Source organism: Micromonospora zingiberis, assembly GCF_004331455.1.
Taxonomy (GTDB): Bacteria; Actinomycetota; Actinomycetes; order Mycobacteriales; family Micromonosporaceae; genus Micromonospora; species Micromonospora zingiberis.
On sequence record NZ_SJJR01000017.1, the window covers coordinates 61,924 to 82,112 of the forward strand.

Here is a 20,189-nt window from a genome sequence, read left to right on the forward strand (position 1 = left end):
CTCGCTTCGCCGGCAGATCTACGTTGAATTGCCTTCGCTTCTACCGTAATTGCGGTTGCGGCGACACCGCCCGCCGTGGTTCGGCGGTGAGGTATGCGTCACCCGATTCCCGACCACGGGGCTGGGAAACCCCGACGAGCAGGACGGACAGGAACGGAGAGCGCACGGAGCGTGGAAGCACGCGAGCGAAACGGAACTGTGCGACGGGTCAGTCAGGCCGGCGCCCGCCGCCGCCGCCGCGACTCAGGAAATGGTGAGGTGTCGGAGGGTGCCCGCCGGCTCGACCAGGTACAGGTCGAGCCGGTTCGCGCCGGCCCGGAAGACCCGGTCGTCGGCGACCAACGCGGCGAACCGCCGGCCCCCCGGGTCCGGGGCGACCACCGGCACCACCGAGGCGATGGTGCCGTTCACGGCCACCGCCAGCAGCGTGCCGTCGGGGACCTGGTCGGGCAGGGTGCCCCAGATCAGCGCCGGTAGTTGGCCGCTGTCCGGGTCGACGGCGCGCAGGCCGTCCTGGCCGCCGACGCGGACGGTCCCGCCGGGCGGCGCGTCCCCCACGGCGGTACCGACGAGCGGATGCGGGGCCGGCGGTGGCAGCGGGGCCGGCACGCCGCCGCTGATCGGCGTCGGTTCGGCCGGGCGGTCGTAGAACACCTTCCCCGGCTCGGTACGCGGGGTCTGGCGGGCGGACCGGCCGTCGACCGGCCAGGGCAGCCGGATGGCGGCCTCGTCGGCGATGGTGGGCAGCAGGTCGACGTGTTCCCAGTTACGGTCGTCGACCCGGCCGGCGCGCTGTCCCGGCGTCCTGACGAACATCGGCACCCAGGCCACCTCGTCGGCGGCGGCCCGGATGGCGTCCATCCCGCGCCCCTGCGCCCCCTTGGTGAAACTGACCCCGTGGTCGGCGGTGACCACCACCAACGCCTGGTCCCACAGCCCGGTCTCGCGCAGCTTGCGCAGCGTCTCGCCGATCAGGCGGTCGGTGTAGCCGAGCTGCGCCAGGTGGCGGGCGCGGGCCAGGTCCACCCACCCGTCGCCCTCGTTGGGGAACTCCTCCGGCGCCTCGTAGCGGGCACCGGAGGGCAGGTACGCCCACGGCGAGTGCGGCATCAGCAGGTGCAGGAAGTGCAGCGTGGGGCGGGGCGACGGGGTCAGGCCGTTGAGGAAGCTGGTGAACCGCGCCGGCTGGTTGACGTTCAAGCTGTCCCAGCGGAACTTCGGGTCGTCCGGTACCGGCTCGGCGGCGTCGATGCCCGCCTCCTCGGCGGTGCGTTCCCGGTAGGAGTTCTCCGGGTCGATCCGGCTGTCCTGCGGCGCGGTCACCTGGCGCAGCAGCCGGCCGGTCTCGCGGACCAGCACGCCGAGCCCCTGTTCCGGCATGACCGGCTGCTCGCAGCGGCTGGGTGGGCAGAGGCGGGTGATGCTCTCCTCGGCGCGGATGTCGTACAGCCCGCCGAAGGCGGTGAAGAGGTTGTCCGGGTAGTGCGAGTAGTGCGGGGCGTACGGCTGGGCCGGGTAGCGGCCGGTCAACATCGCCGGCAGCGCGTACGGTGTCCAGCCACTCACGCCGGTGGCGTTGCGGTACCAGGTGGAGCCGGCGGCCAGTTCGGCGAAGTTCGGGAACCGTTGCGCGTCGATGCCGCCGTCCGGGCCGAGCAGGGAGACCAGCGGCAGTTCGTCGAGGACCAGCATGACCACCGGCGGGTGCAGGCTGCCGGTGGCGGTGCCGGCCGCACCGCCGTCGCCGCGCGGCAGCACCACCGGCGCGGTCGACGAGGCGAACAGGAACAGCCCGACGAAGATCAGCGGCCCCAGGCTGGCCACCCGCAGCATCCGGCCCGGGGCCCGCCACCGCCGGTGGGCGAGCGCCCCGGCGGCACCGGCCACGACGGCCGCCAGCAGCAGCGGTACGCCCCGCAGCGGGGTGAGGTGCCGGCCGACCTGCACCGCCAACGCGGCGACCAGCAGGCCCACCAGCAGGGCATGGGTGCCCGCGCGGACGGCCGGCCCGAGCAGTCCGCAGATCAGGCCGAGCAGCCCGATCGCCGCCGTCGGCAGCACCGCGATCAGGGCCACCAGCAGCAGGATCTCCCGGCGGTCGGCCCGGTGGAACAGGAAGAAGTCCGGGCTGCGGCCGAGCACGTCCAGCAGCGGTTGGGTGATCACCAGGCCGAGCAGTGCCGCGACCTCCAGCAGCCGGCCGACCTCGGCCCGCCAGCCGCCCCACCCCCACTGCCAGCGGCGCACCCGCCGCCCGGTGGTGGGCTGGTCAGCCACCCAGCGCCACCTGGTACAGGGTCCGGCTGCCCGATGGCAGCTCCAGCCGTTGCTCGACCGTGCCGTGCGCGGCGAGCAGCGCCTCGAAGGCGTCCCGCCGGTAGTCGGGGAAGATCCCGTCGGGTTTGTTGGCCAGCAGCCGGCGGGCCATCGGGTCCTCGGGGTGGACGAACTCCACCACCAGCCGGCCGCCGGGGGCGGCCAGGGCGGTGAGGCAGGAGATCACCTCGGGCAGTGGCACGTTACGACCGATCGCCAGGTGATGCACCAGGGCCAGGGCGAGCACGGTGTCCGCGCCGGTGCGGGCGGCGAAGGAGGCCCGTTCCCTCCCGCGCCAACCGCCGCCGGGCGACGGGTCGGCGAGATCCATGACCAGCGGCAGGATCCGCCGCTCACCCTCGCCCCGCAGGGTGCGGTAGAGCCGGTCGACCACCGCCGGATCCTGTTCCACGGCGACGACGTAGCCGGCGTGTCGGGCGGCGAGCCGGGCGTACCGGCCGTCGTTGGCGCCGAGGTCGAGCACGAGGCGCCGTCGCGGGGCGCTGGCCAGGGCGGCGGTGACGAACCGTTCCTTGGTCGCCCGGTCGTCCTCCGAGTAGCCACAGGTGCGCTGGTAGTCCACCCAGTGGCTCTCCGGCGGCTGGTGGTCCAGCCGGCGGACCAGCTTTTCCATCCCGCGTACGGTGGCCAGCGCCAGCTCACGGCTGTAGCCGGCGTCGCGCAACTGCTCGCGTACGACGGCGGTGCTCCGGCCGGCGTTGCGGCGTTGCACGCTGCCGTGCAGGTGAACGTGGGTCAGCACGCCGGGCAGCAGGCGGCGGGTGCCCCGGAAGAGGCGGCCCATCTGGTCCGGTTCGATGCCGTCGATCCGGGCCCGCAGCCACGGCTGGAAGTCCACCCCGATATGTGCGTTGAGCAGCAGCGGGTAGAGCAACGTCTGGCAGAACTGCCGGTAGCCGGCCCAGGGTTCGCCCTCGCGCAGCGGGGCGAACGAACCCACGTCGATGAAGATCGGGTCGGTGCCCCGCCACTGCAGGTTGTACGCCGAGCCGTCCTTGGTGGTGAAGCCCGCCGGCAGGGCCGCCCGGAGGATCTCCAGGTGCAGCAGCGCGGCGTCGCGCAGCATCGCGAAGGACCACTCGTACGGGTGGGAGACGAAGGGGATGCGCTCGTGGCGCAGCATCGCCGCCCACCGCTCGGGCGCCGTGCCCGGCGGCAGTTCCTCGGTGCCGCAGACCTTGCCGGTGGCCAGCAGGGGCGGGAAGAAGTCACTGCCGGCCAGGGCCCGCCAGTGCGCCGCCGCCGTCTCGTCGAGGGCGCGCAGCACGTCCTGGCCGGCGTGGAAGACCTGGTTGGCCGGGTCGCGGAACGAGCCGGGTTCGGGCCGCAGGTCGGTGCCCGTCGGTACGGGCTGCGCGGCGTCGCGCAGGTGCGGGATCGCCATGCCGGCCCCGGTCAGCTCTGGTCGGTGGGCTGGCGGCGGAACCGGCTGACCAGTCTGCGCCAGTAGAGCTTGGCGGCCACCGCGACGCCGGCGATCCCGCCGACCACCGCCTGCACGATCAGGCTGCCGGAACCCGCGTCCAGGTACGCCAAGTGCTTCACCGACCGCTCCTTCCCCTCGCCGTGTCGACCTCCGGCCGCGCCGACAAACATTCGCATTTCGGATTTAGGCGATCTAGCCGGACTTCTGCCACCGTACGTGCTCGTCGGCGTCCTGTCGGGCACAACGCCCACTTCCCCGGTCCGTTTCGTTCAAGACGGTGGCCGCCGGCCGGGCGTAGCCTGCGGCCATGACCCCAGAACTCGACCTCGTCGGCATGGTCACCACGGACATGGCCCGGAGCGTGGCCTTCTACCGCCGGCTCGGGATCGACATCCCGCCCGGCGCGGAACGCGAACCACACGTGGAGGTGCGGCTGCCCAGCGGACTGCGCCTCGCCTGGGACGACGTCGACACCATCCGCTCCTTCGATCCCGACTGGGCCCCACCGGTCGGGAGCGCCCGGACCGCGCTGGCCTTCCGCTGCGCCAGCCCGGCCGAGGTGGACCACTGGTACGCCGAACTCACCGCCGCCGGTGGTCACGGCCACCGGACGCCCTGGGACGCCTTCTGGGGACAGCGTTACGCGGTCGTGCACGACCCGGACGGCAACGCAATCGACCTGTTCGCCCCGCTGCCGACCGTCGACTCGTGAGCCCGGCGGCCGGTCGCGGCACGCAGGGTTCGCCGGTCGCTGCCCATCGGAAAGATCTTGGTACGAATGTGCCCTTTGGGGGGCGTATTCGTACCAAGATCTCGGGTGCTGTGGCGCGTGGCGGCGCCGGACAGCCGAGCACGGCCCTCCGCCGTCCACGATGGCTCGGATTCGCTTGGAGCCCAGCGTCAACTCCAGCACGCTGTTGGACTGCGACCCGCCGATGTACGGCCGGGGCGGCGGCCCTTGGGTCGGCTATGCGTCCGCTGTGGGATTCGGCAGCCGGACGGTGAACACGGTGTGGCCGGGCCGGCTGTCGAGGGCGACGCTGCCGTGGTGGGCCGCCACCACGGCGGCGACGATGGCCAGGCCGAGTCCGGTGCTGCCGTGGGCGCGGGACCGGGAACTGTCGCCCCGGGCGAACCGTTCGAAGACCTCGGCCCGCAGTTCGGGCGGTACGCCGGGGCCGTCGTCGGTGACGCTGAGTTCGGCGGCGTCGGCGGCCAGTCGCAGGCTGGTGGTGACGGTGCTCCCTGGCGGGGTGTGCACCCGCGCGTTGGCCAGCAGGTTCGCCAACACCTGGTGCAGCCGGGCCGGATCGCCGGGTACGCGGACGACCTGTTCGGGCAGGTCGAGCTGCCAGTGGTGCTCCGGGCCGGCGGCGTGCGCGTCGCTGACCGCGTCCACCACCAGCGCGGTGAGGTCGACCGGCTCGACCGCGAGGGGCCGACCGGAGTCCAGCCGGGCCAGCAGCAGCAGGTCGTCGACGAGGCTGGTCATCCGGGTGCTCTCCGACTCGACCCGGCGCAGCGCGTGCGCCACGTCGTCCGGCACCCGGTCACGGCCCCGGCGAGCCACCTCGGCATAGCCACGGATCGCGGCCAGCGGCGTACGCAGTTCGTGGCTGGCGTCGGCGACAAACTGGCGTACCCGGGTCTCGCTGGCCTGGCGGGCGGCGAGCGCGGCGGCGACGTGTCCGAGCATCCGGTTGAGCGCGGCGCCGACCTGGCCGACCTCGGTACGCGGGTCGGTGTCGGCGGCCGGGACCCGTTCGGAGAGCGCCACCTCGCCCCGGTCCAGCCGCAGTTCGCTGACCCGGCCGGCGGTGGCGGCGACCCGGCGCAGCGGGCGCAGGGTGGCCCGGACGATCACCGTGGCGGCGGTGCCGGCGACCAGCAGCCCGGCGGCGGTGACGCCGGCCTGGGCGAGCACCATCCACCCGACGGTCTCCTGCACCCCGGACAGCGGCACTCCGAGCACCCGGATCGTTCCCCCGGTCGACTGCCGGGCGACCAGCCGGTAGCTGCCCCGGTCGCCGAGGTCGCGGCTGTGCGCGTGGCCGTCGGTGGGCACGGTGGCCAGCGCGGGGACCTCGTCGACCGGTACCGCCCGCTCCTGCCGGTCGATAAGCGTCCACGCCTCGATGACCTGCCCGTCGACGATCCGGGCGTTGATCGTGCCGGGTGGGAAGCCGCGGGGCACCCGCACGTCGTTCCAGGGCGGCGCTCCCGGGCCCGGCTCCCAGGGCGCCCCGGTACGGGTCTCGACCATCGGGAGCAGTTGCTCGTCCAGCCGGGAGACCAGGAAGTGCCGCAGCGCCGCCGTGGTGATACCGCCGATGGCCAGGCTGACCACGGCCAGCAGGGCGACCAGGGTGACCACCAGGCGGGTGCGCAGCGACCAGCCCGCCAGCCACCGACCCGGCACGCTCACTCCGCCGGCTTGAGCAGATACCCGGCGCCCCGCAGCGTGTGGATCATCGGCTGCCGGCCGGCGTCGATCTTCTTGCGCAGGTACGAGATGTACAGCTCGACCACGTTGGCCTGGCCGCCGAAGTCGTAGTTCCACACCCGGTCGAGGATCTGCGCCTTGCTCAACACCCGGCGGGGGTTGCGCATCAGGTACCGCAACAGTTCGAACTCGGTGGCGGTCAGGGTGACCAACTGCCCGTCCCGGCGCACCTCGTGGCTGTCCTCGTCCATCGTCAGGTCACCGACGGTCAACACCGCTTCCTGACGGGCGGTGACGGCGAAGCCGGAGCGGCGCAGCAGCGCCCGCAGCCGGGCGATCACCTCCTCCAGGCTGAACGGTTTGGTCACGTAGTCGTCGCCGCCCACGGTCAGCCCGGCGATCCGCTCCTCCACCGCGTCCCGGGCGGTCAGGAAGAGCACCGGTACGCCCTCGCTGTCCTCGCGCAGTCTGCGCAGCACCTGGAAGCCGTCGAGGTCGGGCAGCATCACGTCGAGCACCACGGCGTCCGGCTGGAACTGACGGGCGACGCGGATGGCGGCCATCCCATCGCCGGCCGTACGCACCTGCCAGCCCTCGTAGCGCAGGGCCATCGACAGCAGGTCGGTCAGGGTGGGTTCGTCGTCGACCACCAGCACCCGGACCGGTTCACCATCGGGTCGGCGCAGCTCGACCCGGCCCGGCCCGACCTCACCCTCGGTCATCATGAACCCCATCGTGGTCCGGCACGCTGGGGGTGACTTGTGCGGCCCCTGTGAGCCGGCTGTGCGCGCGGACGGTCTCTCACTCGGTCACGCCGACCGGGTCGGTACGGACGAAACGCATCGTCCAGACCGTCCCGTCGGGCCGTTGGCGGGCGTAGAGATGGTCGGCGGCCGGCGTGGGTGCCGACTCGGGCCGCCGCAGCACCCACAACCGTGGCGGAGCACCGTCCGGGCCGGCCGGTAGCTCCCGGACCAGGTCGTGGGCCGGGCCACCGACAAAGCGTACGGTCACCTCACTCATCACCCGTTCCCCTCCAGACTCCCTGGTATCACCGCTCCCCCGGCTCGCACGCTAACGCACCGGCCGCCGCCCGAGGCCGGTTTGCCCTGATCGGAGGTGGGGTACGGGTGCCGAAGCCACGGGCGAGGCAGGCCCGGCGGGCGCGGCACGAGGGCAAGGGGCGGTCGATGAGAACGCTGGACGGGCGGTACCGGCTCGAACAGCGCATCGGCGTCGGTGGGATGTCCGAGGTCTGGCGGGCCCACGACGCGGTGCTGGACCGGCCGGTGGCGGTGAAGCTGGTCTCCCCCGAGCAGCCGGACGGGGTGGCGTCGGTGGAACGCATCCGGGCCGAGGCCCGCTCCGCCGCCCGGCTGGTGCATCCCAACGTCGCCAACGTGCACGACTTCGGTACCTGCGCCACGGTCACCGGCCGGGAGACGCCGTACATCGTGATGGAGCTGGTGCCGGGCGAGACGCTCGCCGCCCACCTGCGCGGTGGCCCGCTGGACTGGCGGATCGCGGTGCGGGTGTGCGCGGAGGTGAGCGCCGCCCTGGCCGCCGCGCACGCGCACGGCATCGTGCACCGTGACGTCAAGCCGGCCAACGTGATGCTGACGCCGTCCGGGGTGAAGGTGCTCGACTTCGGCATCGCCCTCGCGGCCGGCAGCGCCGACACCACCCCCAAGGGCATGGTCGTCGGTACGCCGGCCTATCTGGCCCCGGAGCAACTGCGGCGGGCGCCCACCACCCCGGCGGCCGACATGTACGCCCTCGGCGTGTTGCTCTACTGCTGCCTGACCGGGCGGCTGCCGTACCCGGCCGACAGCGTCACCCAACTACTCGGCCCGGACCGACGGCAGCCGCCACAGCCGCTGCCCGAGGTTCCCGGGCTCCCCGCCGAGGTGGCCGAGGTGTGTCGGCGCTGTCTCGCCGAGGAGCCGACCCAACGGCCGGGCAGCCTCGTCGCGGCGCTGCTGCTGGCCGAGGTGGTGGACGCGCGGGTGTACGTGCCGATGCACCAACCCCTGCTGCCACGGCAGCGGCCGGCGTCGGTGAGCCCGTGGACGGAGCGGGCGGCCGCCGAGGTCACCGAGGCGGCGGCCGCGATCCAGTGGAGCCGGCACGGCGGCTGAGTTCCGGTTTCACCGGACCGGGCTCGGGTAGCCGGGCGGTGAGTGACGGGAGGAACGCGATGCCGAGTTCCTGGCTGAACGAGGTCGCCGCCGCGACCGCCGAAGGCGGCCACATCCACACCGACGACGAGGTGTTGTCCACCGCCCTCGCCTCGCCGCTGGCGCCGCACTGCACCGGCCTGACTCCCTCGCAGCTGCTCGCCGCCGCCTTCGCGTCCTGCCTGCACCACGCCGCCGTGGAGGCGGCCGGTGGGATCACCGACGAGGCGCACACCGTGCAGGTCCGCGCGGAGGCGAAGCTGGGCCGCGACGACGACGGGCGGTACCGGGCCGACGTGCACGCCTCGATCTCCTCGGTCGGCCTGACCCGGCAGCAGCTCGCCGAGTTGGTGGAGCACGCCGACCGGCTGTGGCCGTTCTCGAGCGGGGACGGCAGCCGCCACCGGCTCACCGTCACCCCCGCCGAGAACGGACGGCCCTGAGCCGAGCACCCCATCCGGTCGCGCTGTGGGACCGAGGCCGGGGTCGGCCGTTCGGTGGAGGCAGGCCGAGGCAACCATTGACTGCCGCAAGATCGGCATTTCCTGCCATTTTGCCACGGCATTCCGGATATAAGCGAAATAGCGGATAGATTTGATTGGCCCCACTATTGGCGCGGCTAGGGAAATTCACCCGGCCGATAGCGGCAAATTGTGACTCATGCCACCAACCGGCCCGATGGCAACGGGCCGAGAGCTTTCTAGCCTCGGCGGGTGCATCCCGACGACCAGATCGACCAGAAGCTGACCCCCCAGCGATCGGCGAGCCGCTCGGCCGAAGGAGCATCATCCGAACGGATGATAGGCCGGCACCGCGCTGCGGCGCCGGCGCGGCGGGGCATCCGCGCCCTGCTGGCCGCCACCCCGATCCGGGTGGCACTGGCCACCGGCGTGACCTGCTGCCTCGGCGCGAGCGCGGTGGCGCTGGCCGCGACCCGGGAGACCGACGAGGGCCCCCTGCCCCAGGTCGCCGAGGCGGTAGCCGACCGCGCGCTGGCCGCCGAGGACGGCGCCGCCTCCCGTTCCCTGGAGCGCAGCCCTTCCCCCACCCCGGCCAGTCCCAGCCCGTCCGCCTCCCCGACCGCCACGCCGTCCGCCACCCCGAAACCGAAGAAGTCGCCGACCAAACCGGCCAAACCAGCCAAACCCAAGCCGGTCGCCGGGCTCAGCCAGGCACAGATGGACAACGCCAAGGTGATCGTGGACGTCGGCGTCGACATGAAGATCCCGCGCCAGGGTCTGGTCGTCGCCGTCGCCACGGCGATGCAGGAGAGCACCCTGCTCAACTACGCCAGCGGCGTGCTGCCCGAGTCGCAGAACTACCCGCACCAGGCCATCGGCTGGGACCACGACTCGGTCGGGTTGTTCCAGCAACGCCCGAGCAGCGGTTGGGGCACCGTACCCGACCTGATGCGTCCCGCGTACGCCGCCCGCGCGTTCTACGAGGCCCTGATCGAGGTGCCCGGCTGGCAGGAGATGAGCCTGACCATGGCGGCCCAGGCCGTACAGATCTCCGCCTTCCCCTACGCGTACGCCCAGCACGAGGAGCGGGCCGGCACCATCGTCGCCGCGCTGGTCTGAACGGTCAGGGGCGCTGCTTGGGCAGCACGACCACCCGGCCGAAGAACTCGTCGATGCGGTGTACCACGTCGTTGAAGTCGTCCAGGTCGATCGGCTTGGTGACGTACGCGTTGGCCTGCAACGTGTAGCTGCTGATGATGTCGGTGTCCGCGTTCGAGGTGGTCAGCACGACGATCGGGATGGTGCGCAGGTCCTCGTCGCCCTTCACCTCACCCAGCACCTGGCGCCCGTCCATCCGGGGCATGTTGAGGTCGAGCAGGATCACGTCCGGTCGGTGGGCGCCGGTGTGCCGGCCCTCACGGCGCAGGAACTCCATCGCCTCCTGGCCGTCGCCGACCACGTCGATGACCTTGTCGACGTCCGAGGTGGCCAGGGCCTCCTCGATCATGAGCACGTCGCCCGGATCGTCGTCGACGACGAGGATGCGAACCGGGTCAAGGGCACGAGCGGCCATCAATACCTGCCTCAGGTCGGCGAGGATGGGATCTCACGATCCCACGCTGGCGGCGAATCTAGCCCATTCCGGCCCGGCCGCCCGGCCCCGGGTCGGCGGTGTCGGCACCGTACCCCAGCACCTCAGCCAGGCCGGTCACCTTGAGCACCCGCTCCACCCGACCGGTCGCGCCGGTGACCCGCAGCCAACCGCCCTCGGCGGCGGCGCGGTTGTCGCCGCGTACGAAGACCGCGATCCCCGTCGAGTCACAGAACGTGAGGTCGGTCAGGTCGACCAGCAGCCGCCGCTGCCCGGCCGCGGCCAACCGATCGATCGCCTCGTTCAGCTCGGGGGCGCTGCTCATGTCGAGCTCACCGGCAAGACGGAGGCGGGCCGGCCCGCCGCCGTCGCGTTCGGCGTACGTGACGGTGAACGTCACGGTATTCCCCTCTCGCCGCCCAGGGACGAATGCTTGCAGTGAGGCAAGTATAGAGCGAGCCACACGGCGGGCCGCAGTTTACGCTCCCGCCGGAGAGGTCCGCCGCCCCGACGCGGGCAACGACGCGTAACCGTTGGCAAGGTAGACCGCAGCGCGCGGGAAGTCATGCAACGCGCCCGAGTAGTGACGCAGCGTGGCACCCACCGCGGCGGCCGGCACGCCCCGACTGACCAGGATGGTCACCAGCCAGTCGACGAACTCGGTGAACAGCGTGCCGTCGTCGACGTAGAGCGCGGCGGCCAGGAAATCCAGCAGGAACCCGAGGTCACTGACCGTCGAGTCCAGTTGCGCCGGGGTGTAGTCGCGGACGGCCGGCATCCGCTGCGTCAGGTCGGCCAGGGCGCTGTCGATCAGCTCGCCGCGGCGGCCGACCAGGCTGGCGTACTCGTCGTCGGCCAGATGGGCCAGCTCGGTCGGGCCGGCGCCGCGCAACGCACGCTCGTCGGCGAGCAGGTCGGCGGCGGCCGGTCCGTCGGGCGCCCAGGCCACCCCGAGCCGCCGCGCCCACCGGCCATCCGTGCCGAAGCCCCGGCCGCCCACCACCACCGGAACGTCCGAACGCCGGCACGCCTCGATCATCCGGTGCGCGTGCGGCAACCGCATCGGCAGCGCGCAGGCCAACGCGACCGCGTACGCGTCGTGCCGGTGCAGGTACGACACCAGGTGCGCGGCGGGCACGCTGGCACCGAGGAAGGTCACCTGCCAGCCCCGCAGCCGCAGCACCTCGGCCACCAGCCGGGCCGGCAGGGCGTGCCACTCGCCGTCCATACAGGCCACCACGATCCGGCCCCGGTCCGGCCGGGCATCGGCGTACGCGGCGATCGCCGCCACCACCCGCTCGCTGACGTGCGTGGCCGCGTGTTCCTGGGCCACACTCCACTCGTTGCGGGCCCAGCGCTCCCCCACCTCGGCCTGTGCGGGTGCCACCAGGTCCAGCAGCACCCGGTCGGCGGGCACGCCGGCGTCGAGCAACTCCCGGGCCACCGCGATGGCGGCCGGCTCGTCGGCCTCGGCGAGGCAGTGCAGGTATTGCGGGTAGACAGCGGCGGGCCCGACACCCGTGGTCGCCGTGGTCACGGTGTCGCCGCCGCTTCCCGAACCATGCCGGCGGGGGTGGGCACCGCGTGCAGGTGCCGGGGTGGCCGACCGCCCGCGCCGGTGGCGCGCAGCGCGAGCACCGCGATGTCGTCGTGGTCGCGCTGGGCCAGCCAGTCGCAGGTGACCTGCTCGATCCGTTCGGCGAGGGCGGGCGCCGGCATCCGCTGGCAGCCGCTCACGGCCTGCACCAGCCGGTCGGTGCCGAGCTGCTCGACACCGCGCCGGCCGCCCCGCGCCTCGGTCACACCGTCGCTGTAGAGCAGACAGGTCTCGCCGGGGGCGAGTCGGGTGGAAACCTGACCGACCCGTGGGTCCGGCACCACGCCGATGAGCATCCCGCTGAGCGGCAACTGCTCCACCTCACCGGAGGAACGCACCACCAGCGGCGGCAGGTGACCACCGCCGGCCAGCGTCAACGCCAGGCCGCCGTCGCGGTGCGGACGGACCACGCCCAGCACGATCGTGGCGAACCGGCCCTGCCCGTGCGCCAGGGTGGTCTCCAGCAGGGCGTCGTTGAGCAGGCGCAGCAACCGGGCCGGCTGCGCCTCGATCCGGTGCAGCGCGTGCAGGCACTGGCGCAGCTGGCCGGTGAAGACGGCGGCCTCGACCCCCTTGCCGGACACGTCGCCGAGGAAGAACACCGAGCCGCCGTCGGGCAGTCGGTGTGAACCGTAGAAGTCCCCGCCGATCCGCAGGCCGGCCTGCGCCGGCCGGTACGCCGTACCCCACTGCACGCCGGGCGCCTCCGCCGGCTCCACCGGCAGCAGGCTGGCCTGTAGCGTGTCGGCCACCTCGGCCTGGCTGCGATAGAGCAGGGCGGTGGTCAACGCGGCGCCGGCTCGGGCGGCGAAGGCCCGCAGCAGGTCGAGGTCCTCCGCGCCGTACCAGTCGTCGGCCGACCGGGCCACCAACAACACCCCCGCAGGAGCGTCCCGGCCGGGTAGCGCGACCAGCCGGGCGCAGACGTCGGCGGCGGTCAGCCCGGGCAGCCAGCCGGCTTCGACGGCCTGCTCGGCGAGCCACTCGACGACGTGCGACTGCCTCCCGTGCAGGCTGTCGGAGACGGCTGGGGGAAGCTCCGTCGCGGCCAGCACTCCCCGGTCCACAGTGGGCGTGTCGTCGTCGCTGCGGCGTGCCCGCCACCAGCGGGCCCGTCCGGAGCGCGGGGCCAGAATCAGCACCGCCGCCTCGGCCAGCACGGGCACGGCGAGCCGCACCACCGCGGCGGCGGCCCGGTCGGGATGCAGCGGGTTGCCGAGCTTCTCCCCCACCACGGCCAGGAAGGCCGACCGGGCCCGTTCAGCGGCGAGCGCGTCGGCCGGCCCGCCGTGTTCGCTGACGTCCTCGACGTACCAGCAGGTGCGGCCGGCGGACAACGGCACCCGCCGGACACGCAGTCGGCGGCCATGTCGGGTGATCTCCGCAACCGGGCCGTCCCACTCGAAGCCGGCGAAGGTGCCACCCACGACGAGCTCCGGCAGCAGTCGCTCGGCCACCGGGCTCACCTGCCACACCACGTCGTCCGGACCGCACAGCACCAGGCCCTCACGCAGGTGCTCGATGACCTCCGGCCAGTCGGCGACGGCCGGCGACGGCTCGATGGCGGGCAGTCCGGCGATGGGCGTGGTGGGGTGCCACGCCGGGGCCCGCGAGGCACTCGGCGTGGAAAACCGTCCGTCGCCGGGGTCGATGTCCCTGACGTCGGCACCAGTCACCAGCTGAGCCCCACTCCTTCTCGATGCCGCACCCGCGTTCGCGCGGTGTGCCTGGTCGCGTCCCGTCCCCAGGGTACGCCGGTGTGGCCGCGCCGCCACCCGGCGGCGGTCCAACCGCCCTGGTCGGCCGCCCGTCAGGCGGAACAGCGCGGCGGTTGTTACGATCCGGGACGCCCCTGACCGCCCGCCACCCGCGGAAGGCGTGATCGTTGCTGTCCCACGGTCGAAGACCCGAGACGACGCCGCTGAGCGTTTCCGTCGACCGGTCCGATCCCGACATGCCGGTGATCCGGGTGGGTGGGGATCTCGCCTACACCACGGCGAGTCCGCTGCGTACCGAGGTCGACCGGGAGCTGCGCGCCGGCCCGGCGGTCCTCGTGCTCGACTTCGCCGACCTGCAGTTCATCGACAGCACCGGGCTCAGCGTCATCGTGCACGCCTGGCGCGCGGGGCAGCAGGAGGGCGTCACGCTGCGACTGTGCGCGGTGCCCCGGTTCCTGGAGACCATCCTCGACATGACCGGCGTGACCGGCCTGCTCGCCCGCCCGGTCAGCGGCGACGGGCCGGTCACCACCGGGCCGGACGGGCAGCCCACGGCCACCGCCTGAGCGGCTCGGTCATCCCGACCCGAGATGCCGCCGCCCGCCGGCTCAAGTTTTTGGCGTCGGCAGCGAATCGCCGACCCCGCGACTTGCGTCCCCGCCCCGGGCTGGGACCATGGGGGCATGTCCTCCCAGCTGTTGACAATCGAGGTCAGCCGGTTCGAGGTCGGACGTGCGGAGCTGCGGCTCACCGGTGACCTGGATTTCGACAGCGCTCCGGAGCTGATCGCCGCCGTCGAGGAGTTGCGCCGTGATGGCTACCAGCAGCTCGTCATCGACCTGGCCGGGGTGGGCCTGTGTGATTCTTCGGGCCTGAGCGCCTTCGTGGTGGCTCACCGGGGCAGCTCGGCCCCGATCCGGTTGACCGGCGTCAACCCGACCCTGCGCCAACTGCTGGACCGCACCGGCCTGGCCGAGCTGCTGGAAGTGCCGGCGGCCACCGACGACGACGTGCAGGCGGTGGGCTGAGCGGGTCGTCGGCCACGGGTCGGGGGGATGGTCCCCGACCCTGGGACCAGGGGTCGGGGACCGGAGGATGGCTCAGGGTGCCGGAGCGGCGAGGCCGGCCCGGCGGTGCCCGGGCATCGGCTCCGCGTCGTCGGGCGGTCCGGAATCGGGCGTCTTAAACAGGTAGCGGACAAACTCCGCGTCCGTCCCGTCGTCGGCTCCGGGCCACTGTCCGGCGCAGTCGACCCCGATCACCTCACGTCCGGTGCCGTCGGCCTCCTCCAGCAGCGCCCACAGGCTCACCGGATAGCAGCGGGTGTTCTCGGCGGCCAGGCGCCAGCGGGCGTACCAGCCGGGCCGGGCGGGGACGATCTCGACAATCCGCTTCATCACGACCTGCCCTTCCGCCTCGAAAGATTCTCCGGTCCACTGCGATCGTCGGTGCCAGTCGGGTGAGCGGCCCTCACCCCGCCCGGATGAAGCGGCATCGACGGCCCCGCCCGGGGTCCGGACCCGTCGTTTCGTGCCCCGTAGCGGCGGGAAGGCGACCGACGAGGCCAGGGAACACCAGCGGAAGCGAGGTGTCACCATGCGCAAGCAGATGGAGGGCGACAACCAGCGTCGACGTACGTTGGCCCGGCAGGCCCGCGAGCGTGGCCGGCAGGCCGCCGACGAGGGCGCCAGCCTGAGTGCGTCGAAGCAGCTCACCCACCTCGAACAGGGCAAACGCGCCGGCCCACCGCCAGCCGGGAAACGTCACAAACCGGGTGCCACCCGAGGTGGTCCCGCGCCGCGGCCGGCTGGTGCCCCGGCGACCCCCCGCTCTCGCCCCGAGCAGGGCGGGCCGGAGCCGGGGATCATCACAGTGGGCTACCAGGATCTCGTCGAGGACGTCAGCCGACGCGCGGGCGTCGACTTCCGTACCGCGAAGGTGGGCGTGGAGTCGACGGTGCTCGTGCTGGCCTGGGCCCTCGGCACGGCCGAGCGCAGGCGCCTGCTGGAGGCCGTGCCGACCTCGCTGCACGACGTCGTGCCGGTCGACGGCATCGAACGGCACCAGGACCTGCCCGGCTTCCTGTCCGAGGTGGGGCGGATCAGCGGTCGCAGCCCCGAGCAGGCCCGCTACCAGGCCGAGGCGACCCTGGCGGCGCTCGCCGAACGCGATGGCGACCTGATCGAGTCGCTGCACGTGCCGGGCGAACTCCGGGAACTGCTGAACCCACCGCCCGCCGGCCCCGCATCCGCCGGGCCGACCTGACCACGGCCGCGCCGAGGGTCGGTGGGCACCCGCCCGCCGACCCGCACCCATCCGCCGCCGGGTCGCGTCGTCAGCGTGCCCGGGCCGGGATCTCCGGCGAGGTGCTCTCCAGCGGCACCGCGTTGGCCGGGATGAGGCCCAGTTGCGCCGCCGGCCGGGGCAGCGCCGCGTCGAGGACCCAGTCGGCGCTCACCCGGGCCCGGTTGCCGGGCATCGCCAGCAGGTGGTAGCCCCGGGTGACCGCCTTCGCCGGCAGGCCGGACAGCGGCACCTTGAGCGGGTTCGCGGCGGCCTGCTTGCCGCCCAGGTCGACCACCCAGCCCAGGTCGTGGTGCTTGTACGGGCGGCGACGGCCCTGGCCGTACGAGGCGGCGATGTTGTGCGCGGCGAGCTTGCCCTGCCGCTGCGCGTGCTGGGCGGTCATGGTGCAGATCTCGCCGGGCCGGGTCAGGTCGGGTACGGCGGCGGCATCGCCGCAGGCGTACACCTCGGGGAATCCGGGGACGTTGAGGTACTCGTCGACGACCAGCCGACCCTTCTCGGTACGAAGGCCCAACTGCGCCACGAACGGGTCGGGGCGTACGCCGACACACCAGATCAGCGAGCAGGTGGGCACGTACTCCCCGTCGGTGAGCTTGACCCCGTCGGCGGTGGCCACCGCCACGGAGGTGCCCATCCGCACATCCACCCCGCGGCGGCGCAGCACCCGGTCAGCGGTCTTCGACATCCGCTGGTCCAACTCGGGCAGCACCCGTGGCGCGACGTCCAGCAACATCCACTTGGGCCGGATCTTCAGCCGGGGACGCTGGGCGGCCAGCGCGTCGGTGAAGAGCTGGCCGTGCGCGGCCACCTCGGTTCCGGTGTAACCGGCACCGACCACCACGAACGTGGCCCGGGCCTGCTGCTCGGCCGGGTCCGTCGCCTGCTCGGCCAGTTCGACCTGCCGAACCACGTGGTCGTGCAGGTACAACGCCTCGGGCAGGCCTCGGAAGCCGTGCGCGTACTCGGTCACCCCCGGGATGGGGAGCAGCTTGTTGACGCTGCCGACGGCGAGGACCAGTCGGTCGTACGCCAGCCGGTTGTGCTCCCCCTCGGGTTGGGTGAAGCCCACCCAGCGGTTCTGTAGGTCGACATGGTCGGCCTCACCGATGACCACGCGGACGCCGTCCAGCGTGCCGGTCAACGGCACGGCGATCCGGCCGGGTTCCACCACGCCCGCCGCCACCTCCGGCAGCAGTGGCAGGTAGAGGAAGTAGTCGGTCGAGTTCAGCAGGACGATCTCGGCCCGGTCCCGGGCCAGCCGACTCAGCGTCTTCGCCGCGTGGTAACCGGCGAACCCGGCCCCCACGATCACCACACGAGGTTTCGTCATTCCGGCCCGGTTCCCGCCGCTGGCCGGGACAAACGTCGACCCGGCCCGGTTACCCCCCGACCGACGGTGGCATCGGCAACTCCAGGTAGGTGGTCCCGCCCAGGTCCAGCCACGCCCGGTCCGGGGCGCGGACCAGTCGCAACATCACCTCGGCACAGGTCGGGCAGCGCGCCACCAGTCCGGGCGCGTGCGAGTAGACCCGCAGCCCGGCCACCGGACCGGTGGTGCCGCAGTGGGCGCACCGACCGATGGCCGTGCTCAGGTCCACCGCGAACACCTCCCCCAGCGGGCCGTCGAGCATGTTGCCGTCCACGTACGGCAGCGCGGTCATCCGCGGCTCCTCTCAGCCGGTCGGGCCGAAACGTTCGGTACGCACCCGTCGGGCCGGATGTCCCAGCCCGACGAGCAGGTCGGCGACGGTCTCCACGAAGCCGGTGGGGCCGCAGACGTACACCAGGGGTTCCAGTTCCGGCGGCCAGCCGTGGGTGTTCACGTCGGCCAGGCCGATCCGGTGCGGCTCGCCGCGCCAGTCCGGCGGTGCCTCGCGGGTGTAGACGTACGCCACGTCGAGGCCGGCGTCGTCGCGGACCCGGTGGCGCAGTTCCTCGGTGTAGAACACGTCGCCGGGGGTGCGGACGGAGTAGATCAACCGGAACGGCACCCGGCTACCCGTCGCCCGGCGGGCCCGGACCATGGCCATCAGTGGCACCACACCCGACCCGCCGGCCACCAGCAGCACCGGGTCGGTCTGCTGCGGTCGCCAGATGAACCAGCCGCCGAGCGGTCCGCGCACCTCGACCGGGTCACCCACCTGGTAGTTGTCCACCAGGAACGGCGACACCTCGCCGTCGGGCACCCGCTGCACGGTCACCTCGATCCGGTCGCCGTCGGCGGGCCCGGCCAACGAGTACGACCGGGCGGCCTGGTAGCCGTCGGGTGCGGTGAGCCGGAGGTCGACGTGCTGGCCGGGCAGGTGGGCGGGCCAGCCCGGCACCTCGAGCACCAGGGTCTGCGCGGTCGGTGTCTCGACCCGGCGGCTCACCAGCCGGGCCGGCTGCCAGCGCATCCGCCCGCTCAATCGCCCTGGTACCGCTGCTCGCGCCACGGGTCACCGTAGTCGTGGTAGCCGGCGGTCTCCCAGAAGCCGGGAGTGTCCTCGATGCCCAGGTGGATGCCGCGCACCCACTTGGCGGACTTCCAGAAGTAGAGGTGCGGCACCAGCAGCCGCGCCGGACCACCGTGTTCGGCGGGGAGTTCGGCACCGTCGTAGGTGTGCACCAGCCAGGCCTGCCCGTCGCGCAGGTCGTCCAGGGGCAGGTTGGTGGTGTAGCCGCCGTAGGAGTGCGCCAGCGCGTAGTCCGCCGCCGTGTCCACCCCGTCGAGCAGGGTGTCCAGGGACACCCCCTGCCAGTTGGTGCCGAGCTTCGACCATCGGGTGACACAGTGGATGTCGACGGTCGGGGTCTCCTGGGGCAGTCCCATCATCTCGTCCCAGCTCCACCGGTATTCCGTGCCGGTCTCGCTGGTGATGACGAACTCCCAGGTGTCCCGCGACACCTTCGGCGTCGGGCCGGCGGAGAGGACCGGAAAGTCCGGAGTCAGGTACTGCCCGGGCGGCAGGTCCGGCGCTCCGGAGCGCGGCCGGCCCGAGAAGCCCGGCGTGATGATTGCCACCGCTAAGTCGTACCACGTCCGGCGCGGTGCCGGACACGTTCGCCGGCCCGCCGCTGACGGCGGGCCGGCGTCCTCGTCACCGTCGTTCGGTGACGACCTCCTTCGAACCGGGCACGACGTTGCGGGTGGCCCGCAGGCTGGTGATGGTGACGATGGTCAGCACGGCGATGATGACCAGGAGGGAGATCTCGGTGGGGATCACCGGGACGCCCGCCCAGATGCCGTGCGCCCAGTGCAGGCCGAGCTTGACACCGATGAAGGCCAGGATGATCGCCAGGCCGTAGGTGAGGTGCACCAGCCGGCTCAGCGCCGCGTGCAGCACGAAGTACAGCGCCCGCAGGCCGAGCAGCGCGAAGGCGTTGGTGGCGAAGACGAGGTACGGGTCCTCGGTGATGCCGTAGACGGCCGGTACCGAGTCCACGGCGAAGACCACGTCGGTGGCGAGGACCGCCACCACCACCAGGGCGAGCGGGGTCAGCGCCCGCCGGCCGTCGACCCGGACGGTCATCTTGGTGCCGTGGTACTCGTTGACCACCGGCATGAACCGGCGCAGCAGGCGTACCGAGCGCATGTTGGCGATGTCGACGGTCTGCTCGTGGCCGGTGAAGGCGTCGCGCAGGAGTTTGGCCGCGGTGAACAGCAGGATCAGCGCGAAGATCAGGAAGGCGAAGTCGAGGGTCTGCAACGCCGCCGCACCGAGGGCGATGAAGATGCCGCGCAGCACCAGCGCGCCGGTGATGCCGAACAGCAACACCCGCTGGGCCAGCACGCTCGGCACCGCGAAGGCGGCCAGCAGCAGCATGAAGACGAAAAGGTTGTCGACCGACAGCGACTTCTCCACCAGGTAACCGGCGAGGTAGTCGATGCCCTCCTGGCGCCCGTACCGGGACCAGACCCAGGCGCCGAAGGCCAGCGGCAACGCTATGTAGAACGCCGACCAGCCGAGTGCCTCCTTCAGCGAGACCTCGTGCGGGCGCCGGGTGACCACGAAGTCGAGCACCAGCAGCGCAAGCACCCCGACGATGGTGATCGCCCAGAGCGACGGGGTGCCAATGGTTTGGAAACCGGCAGCTACGTACGACAAATCGGACATGGAGCCTCCTCGAACACCGTGGCATGTTCGAGGTC

22 protein-coding genes and 1 pseudogene are annotated in these 20,189 nt (G+C 72.6%); 7 read left to right on the forward strand and 16 right to left on the reverse strand.

Features of this window, described 5'->3' with window-relative positions; genetic code table 11:
- Nucleotides 1-243: 243 nt before the first annotated feature.
- Genes E0H26_RS21805 through E0H26_RS29410 form a run of 3 tightly spaced genes read right to left on the reverse strand, consistent with a single transcriptional unit; the run spans nt 244 to nt 3,882 of the window.
- A complete protein-coding gene (locus E0H26_RS21805) occupies nt 244-2,277 on the reverse strand; it encodes a sulfatase-like hydrolase/transferase (RefSeq protein WP_131306661.1) in 2,034 nt (677 codons plus the stop codon).
- Complete coding sequence (locus E0H26_RS21810) at nt 2,270-3,721, reverse strand: class I SAM-dependent methyltransferase (protein WP_131306663.1); 1,452 nt, start codon at nt 3,719-3,721, stop codon at nt 2,270-2,272. Before E0H26_RS21810 ends, E0H26_RS21805 begins: the two co-directional genes overlap by 8 nt.
- Nucleotides 3,722-3,732: 11 nt before the next feature.
- Entirely contained in the window at nt 3,733-3,882 is a 150-nt protein-coding gene (locus tag E0H26_RS29410) for a hypothetical protein (RefSeq protein WP_165521952.1), read from the reverse strand.
- A gap of 188 nt (nt 3,883-4,070) precedes the next feature.
- On the opposite strand from E0H26_RS29410, the gene E0H26_RS21815 reads away from it, so the two are divergent.
- Complete coding sequence (locus E0H26_RS21815) at nt 4,071-4,475, forward strand: VOC family protein (protein WP_131306665.1); 405 nt, start codon at nt 4,071-4,073, stop codon at nt 4,473-4,475.
- A 255-nt stretch (nt 4,476-4,730) separates the two neighbouring features.
- On the opposite strand, the gene E0H26_RS21820 is transcribed toward E0H26_RS21815, so the two are convergent.
- The 3 genes from E0H26_RS21820 to E0H26_RS21830 all read right to left on the reverse strand — a co-directional run bounded on the left by E0H26_RS21820 (nt 4,731) and on the right by E0H26_RS21830 (nt 7,229).
- Nucleotides 4,731-6,167, reverse strand: coding sequence for a sensor histidine kinase (locus E0H26_RS21820; protein ID WP_131306780.1), 1,437 nt, complete (start codon nt 6,165-6,167; stop codon nt 4,731-4,733).
- A 17-nt stretch (nt 6,168-6,184) separates the two neighbouring features.
- On the reverse strand, nt 6,185-6,931 hold the full coding sequence (locus E0H26_RS21825) for a response regulator transcription factor (protein WP_131306667.1): 747 nt from the start codon (nt 6,929-6,931) through the stop codon (nt 6,185-6,187).
- Nucleotides 6,932-7,007: 76 nt separating this feature from the next.
- Nucleotides 7,008-7,229, reverse strand: coding sequence for a hypothetical protein (locus tag E0H26_RS21830; RefSeq protein ID WP_131306668.1), 222 nt, complete (start codon nt 7,227-7,229; stop codon nt 7,008-7,010).
- Nucleotides 7,230-7,396: 167 nt separating this feature from the next.
- On the opposite strand from E0H26_RS21830, the gene E0H26_RS21835 reads away from it, so the two are divergent.
- From E0H26_RS21835 to E0H26_RS21845, 3 genes are all read left to right on the forward strand, one after another.
- A complete protein-coding gene (locus E0H26_RS21835) occupies nt 7,397-8,344 on the forward strand; it encodes a serine/threonine-protein kinase (protein ID WP_131306670.1) in 948 nt (315 codons plus the stop codon).
- Between the two features lie 59 nt (nt 8,345-8,403).
- The gene (locus E0H26_RS21840; protein ID WP_131306672.1) at nt 8,404-8,826 is read left to right on the forward strand and encodes an OsmC family protein; all 423 of its coding nucleotides are present in this window, start codon (nt 8,404-8,406) and stop codon (nt 8,824-8,826) included.
- Nucleotides 8,827-9,096: 270 nt separating this feature from the next.
- Complete coding sequence (locus E0H26_RS21845) at nt 9,097-9,963, forward strand: hypothetical protein (protein WP_131306674.1); 867 nt, start codon at nt 9,097-9,099, stop codon at nt 9,961-9,963.
- A gap of 4 nt (nt 9,964-9,967) precedes the next feature.
- Here E0H26_RS21845 and E0H26_RS21850 read toward each other — a convergent pair whose 3' ends face one another.
- The 4 genes from E0H26_RS21850 to E0H26_RS21865 form a co-directional block, all read right to left on the reverse strand.
- A complete protein-coding gene (locus tag E0H26_RS21850) occupies nt 9,968-10,417 on the reverse strand; it encodes a response regulator (RefSeq protein ID WP_131306676.1) in 450 nt (149 codons plus the stop codon).
- A 58-nt stretch (nt 10,418-10,475) separates the two neighbouring features.
- Entirely contained in the window at nt 10,476-10,835 is a 360-nt protein-coding gene (locus E0H26_RS21855; protein ID WP_131306678.1) for an STAS domain-containing protein, read from the reverse strand.
- Nucleotides 10,836-10,913: 78 nt separating this feature from the next.
- A complete protein-coding gene (locus tag E0H26_RS21860) occupies nt 10,914-11,972 on the reverse strand; it encodes a cobalamin B12-binding domain-containing protein (protein ID WP_131306679.1) in 1,059 nt (352 codons plus the stop codon).
- Entirely contained in the window at nt 11,969-13,708 is a 1,740-nt protein-coding gene (locus E0H26_RS21865) for a PP2C family protein-serine/threonine phosphatase (protein WP_131306681.1), read from the reverse strand. Before E0H26_RS21865 ends, E0H26_RS21860 begins: the two co-directional genes overlap by 4 nt.
- A 278-nt stretch (nt 13,709-13,986) precedes the next feature.
- On the opposite strand from E0H26_RS21865, the gene E0H26_RS21870 reads away from it, so the two are divergent.
- Both E0H26_RS21870 and E0H26_RS21875 read left to right on the forward strand, forming a co-directional pair.
- On the forward strand, nt 13,987-14,316 hold the full coding sequence (locus E0H26_RS21870) for an STAS domain-containing protein (RefSeq protein ID WP_131306683.1): 330 nt from the start codon (nt 13,987-13,989) through the stop codon (nt 14,314-14,316).
- Nucleotides 14,317-14,433: 117 nt separating this feature from the next.
- Nucleotides 14,434-14,778, forward strand: a complete 345-nt coding sequence (locus E0H26_RS21875; RefSeq protein WP_131306685.1) for an STAS domain-containing protein — start codon at nt 14,434-14,436, stop codon at nt 14,776-14,778.
- Between the two features lie 72 nt (nt 14,779-14,850).
- Here E0H26_RS21875 and E0H26_RS21880 read toward each other — a convergent pair whose 3' ends face one another.
- A complete protein-coding gene (locus E0H26_RS21880; protein ID WP_131306687.1) occupies nt 14,851-15,147 on the reverse strand; it encodes a hypothetical protein in 297 nt (98 codons plus the stop codon).
- A gap of 199 nt (nt 15,148-15,346) precedes the next feature.
- Between E0H26_RS21880 and E0H26_RS21885 the strand changes: the two are divergent.
- Nucleotides 15,347-16,012 (forward strand): annotated as a pseudogene (locus E0H26_RS21885) (DUF2267 domain-containing protein); the annotation flags it as partial.
- 73 nt (nt 16,013-16,085) lie between these two features.
- Here the strand turns inward: E0H26_RS21885 and E0H26_RS21890 are convergent.
- The 5 genes from E0H26_RS21890 to E0H26_RS21910 all read right to left on the reverse strand — a co-directional run bounded on the left by E0H26_RS21890 (nt 16,086) and on the right by E0H26_RS21910 (nt 20,154).
- Nucleotides 16,086-17,387, reverse strand: a complete 1,302-nt coding sequence (locus tag E0H26_RS21890) for an NAD(P)/FAD-dependent oxidoreductase (protein WP_131306691.1) — start codon at nt 17,385-17,387, stop codon at nt 16,086-16,088.
- 49 nt (nt 17,388-17,436) lie between these two features.
- A complete protein-coding gene (locus tag E0H26_RS21895; protein WP_131306693.1) occupies nt 17,437-17,718 on the reverse strand; it encodes a DUF6510 family protein in 282 nt (93 codons plus the stop codon).
- Between the two features lie 12 nt (nt 17,719-17,730).
- Nucleotides 17,731-18,453, reverse strand: coding sequence for a ferredoxin reductase (locus E0H26_RS21900; RefSeq protein ID WP_131306695.1), 723 nt, complete (start codon nt 18,451-18,453; stop codon nt 17,731-17,733).
- A gap of 8 nt (nt 18,454-18,461) precedes the next feature.
- On the reverse strand, nt 18,462-19,052 hold the full coding sequence (locus E0H26_RS21905; protein WP_206025295.1) for a sulfite oxidase-like oxidoreductase: 591 nt from the start codon (nt 19,050-19,052) through the stop codon (nt 18,462-18,464).
- A gap of 85 nt (nt 19,053-19,137) precedes the next feature.
- Nucleotides 19,138-20,154, reverse strand: a complete 1,017-nt coding sequence (locus tag E0H26_RS21910) for a TerC/Alx family metal homeostasis membrane protein (protein WP_131306699.1) — start codon at nt 20,152-20,154, stop codon at nt 19,138-19,140.
- Nucleotides 20,155-20,189 lie beyond the last annotated feature (35 nt).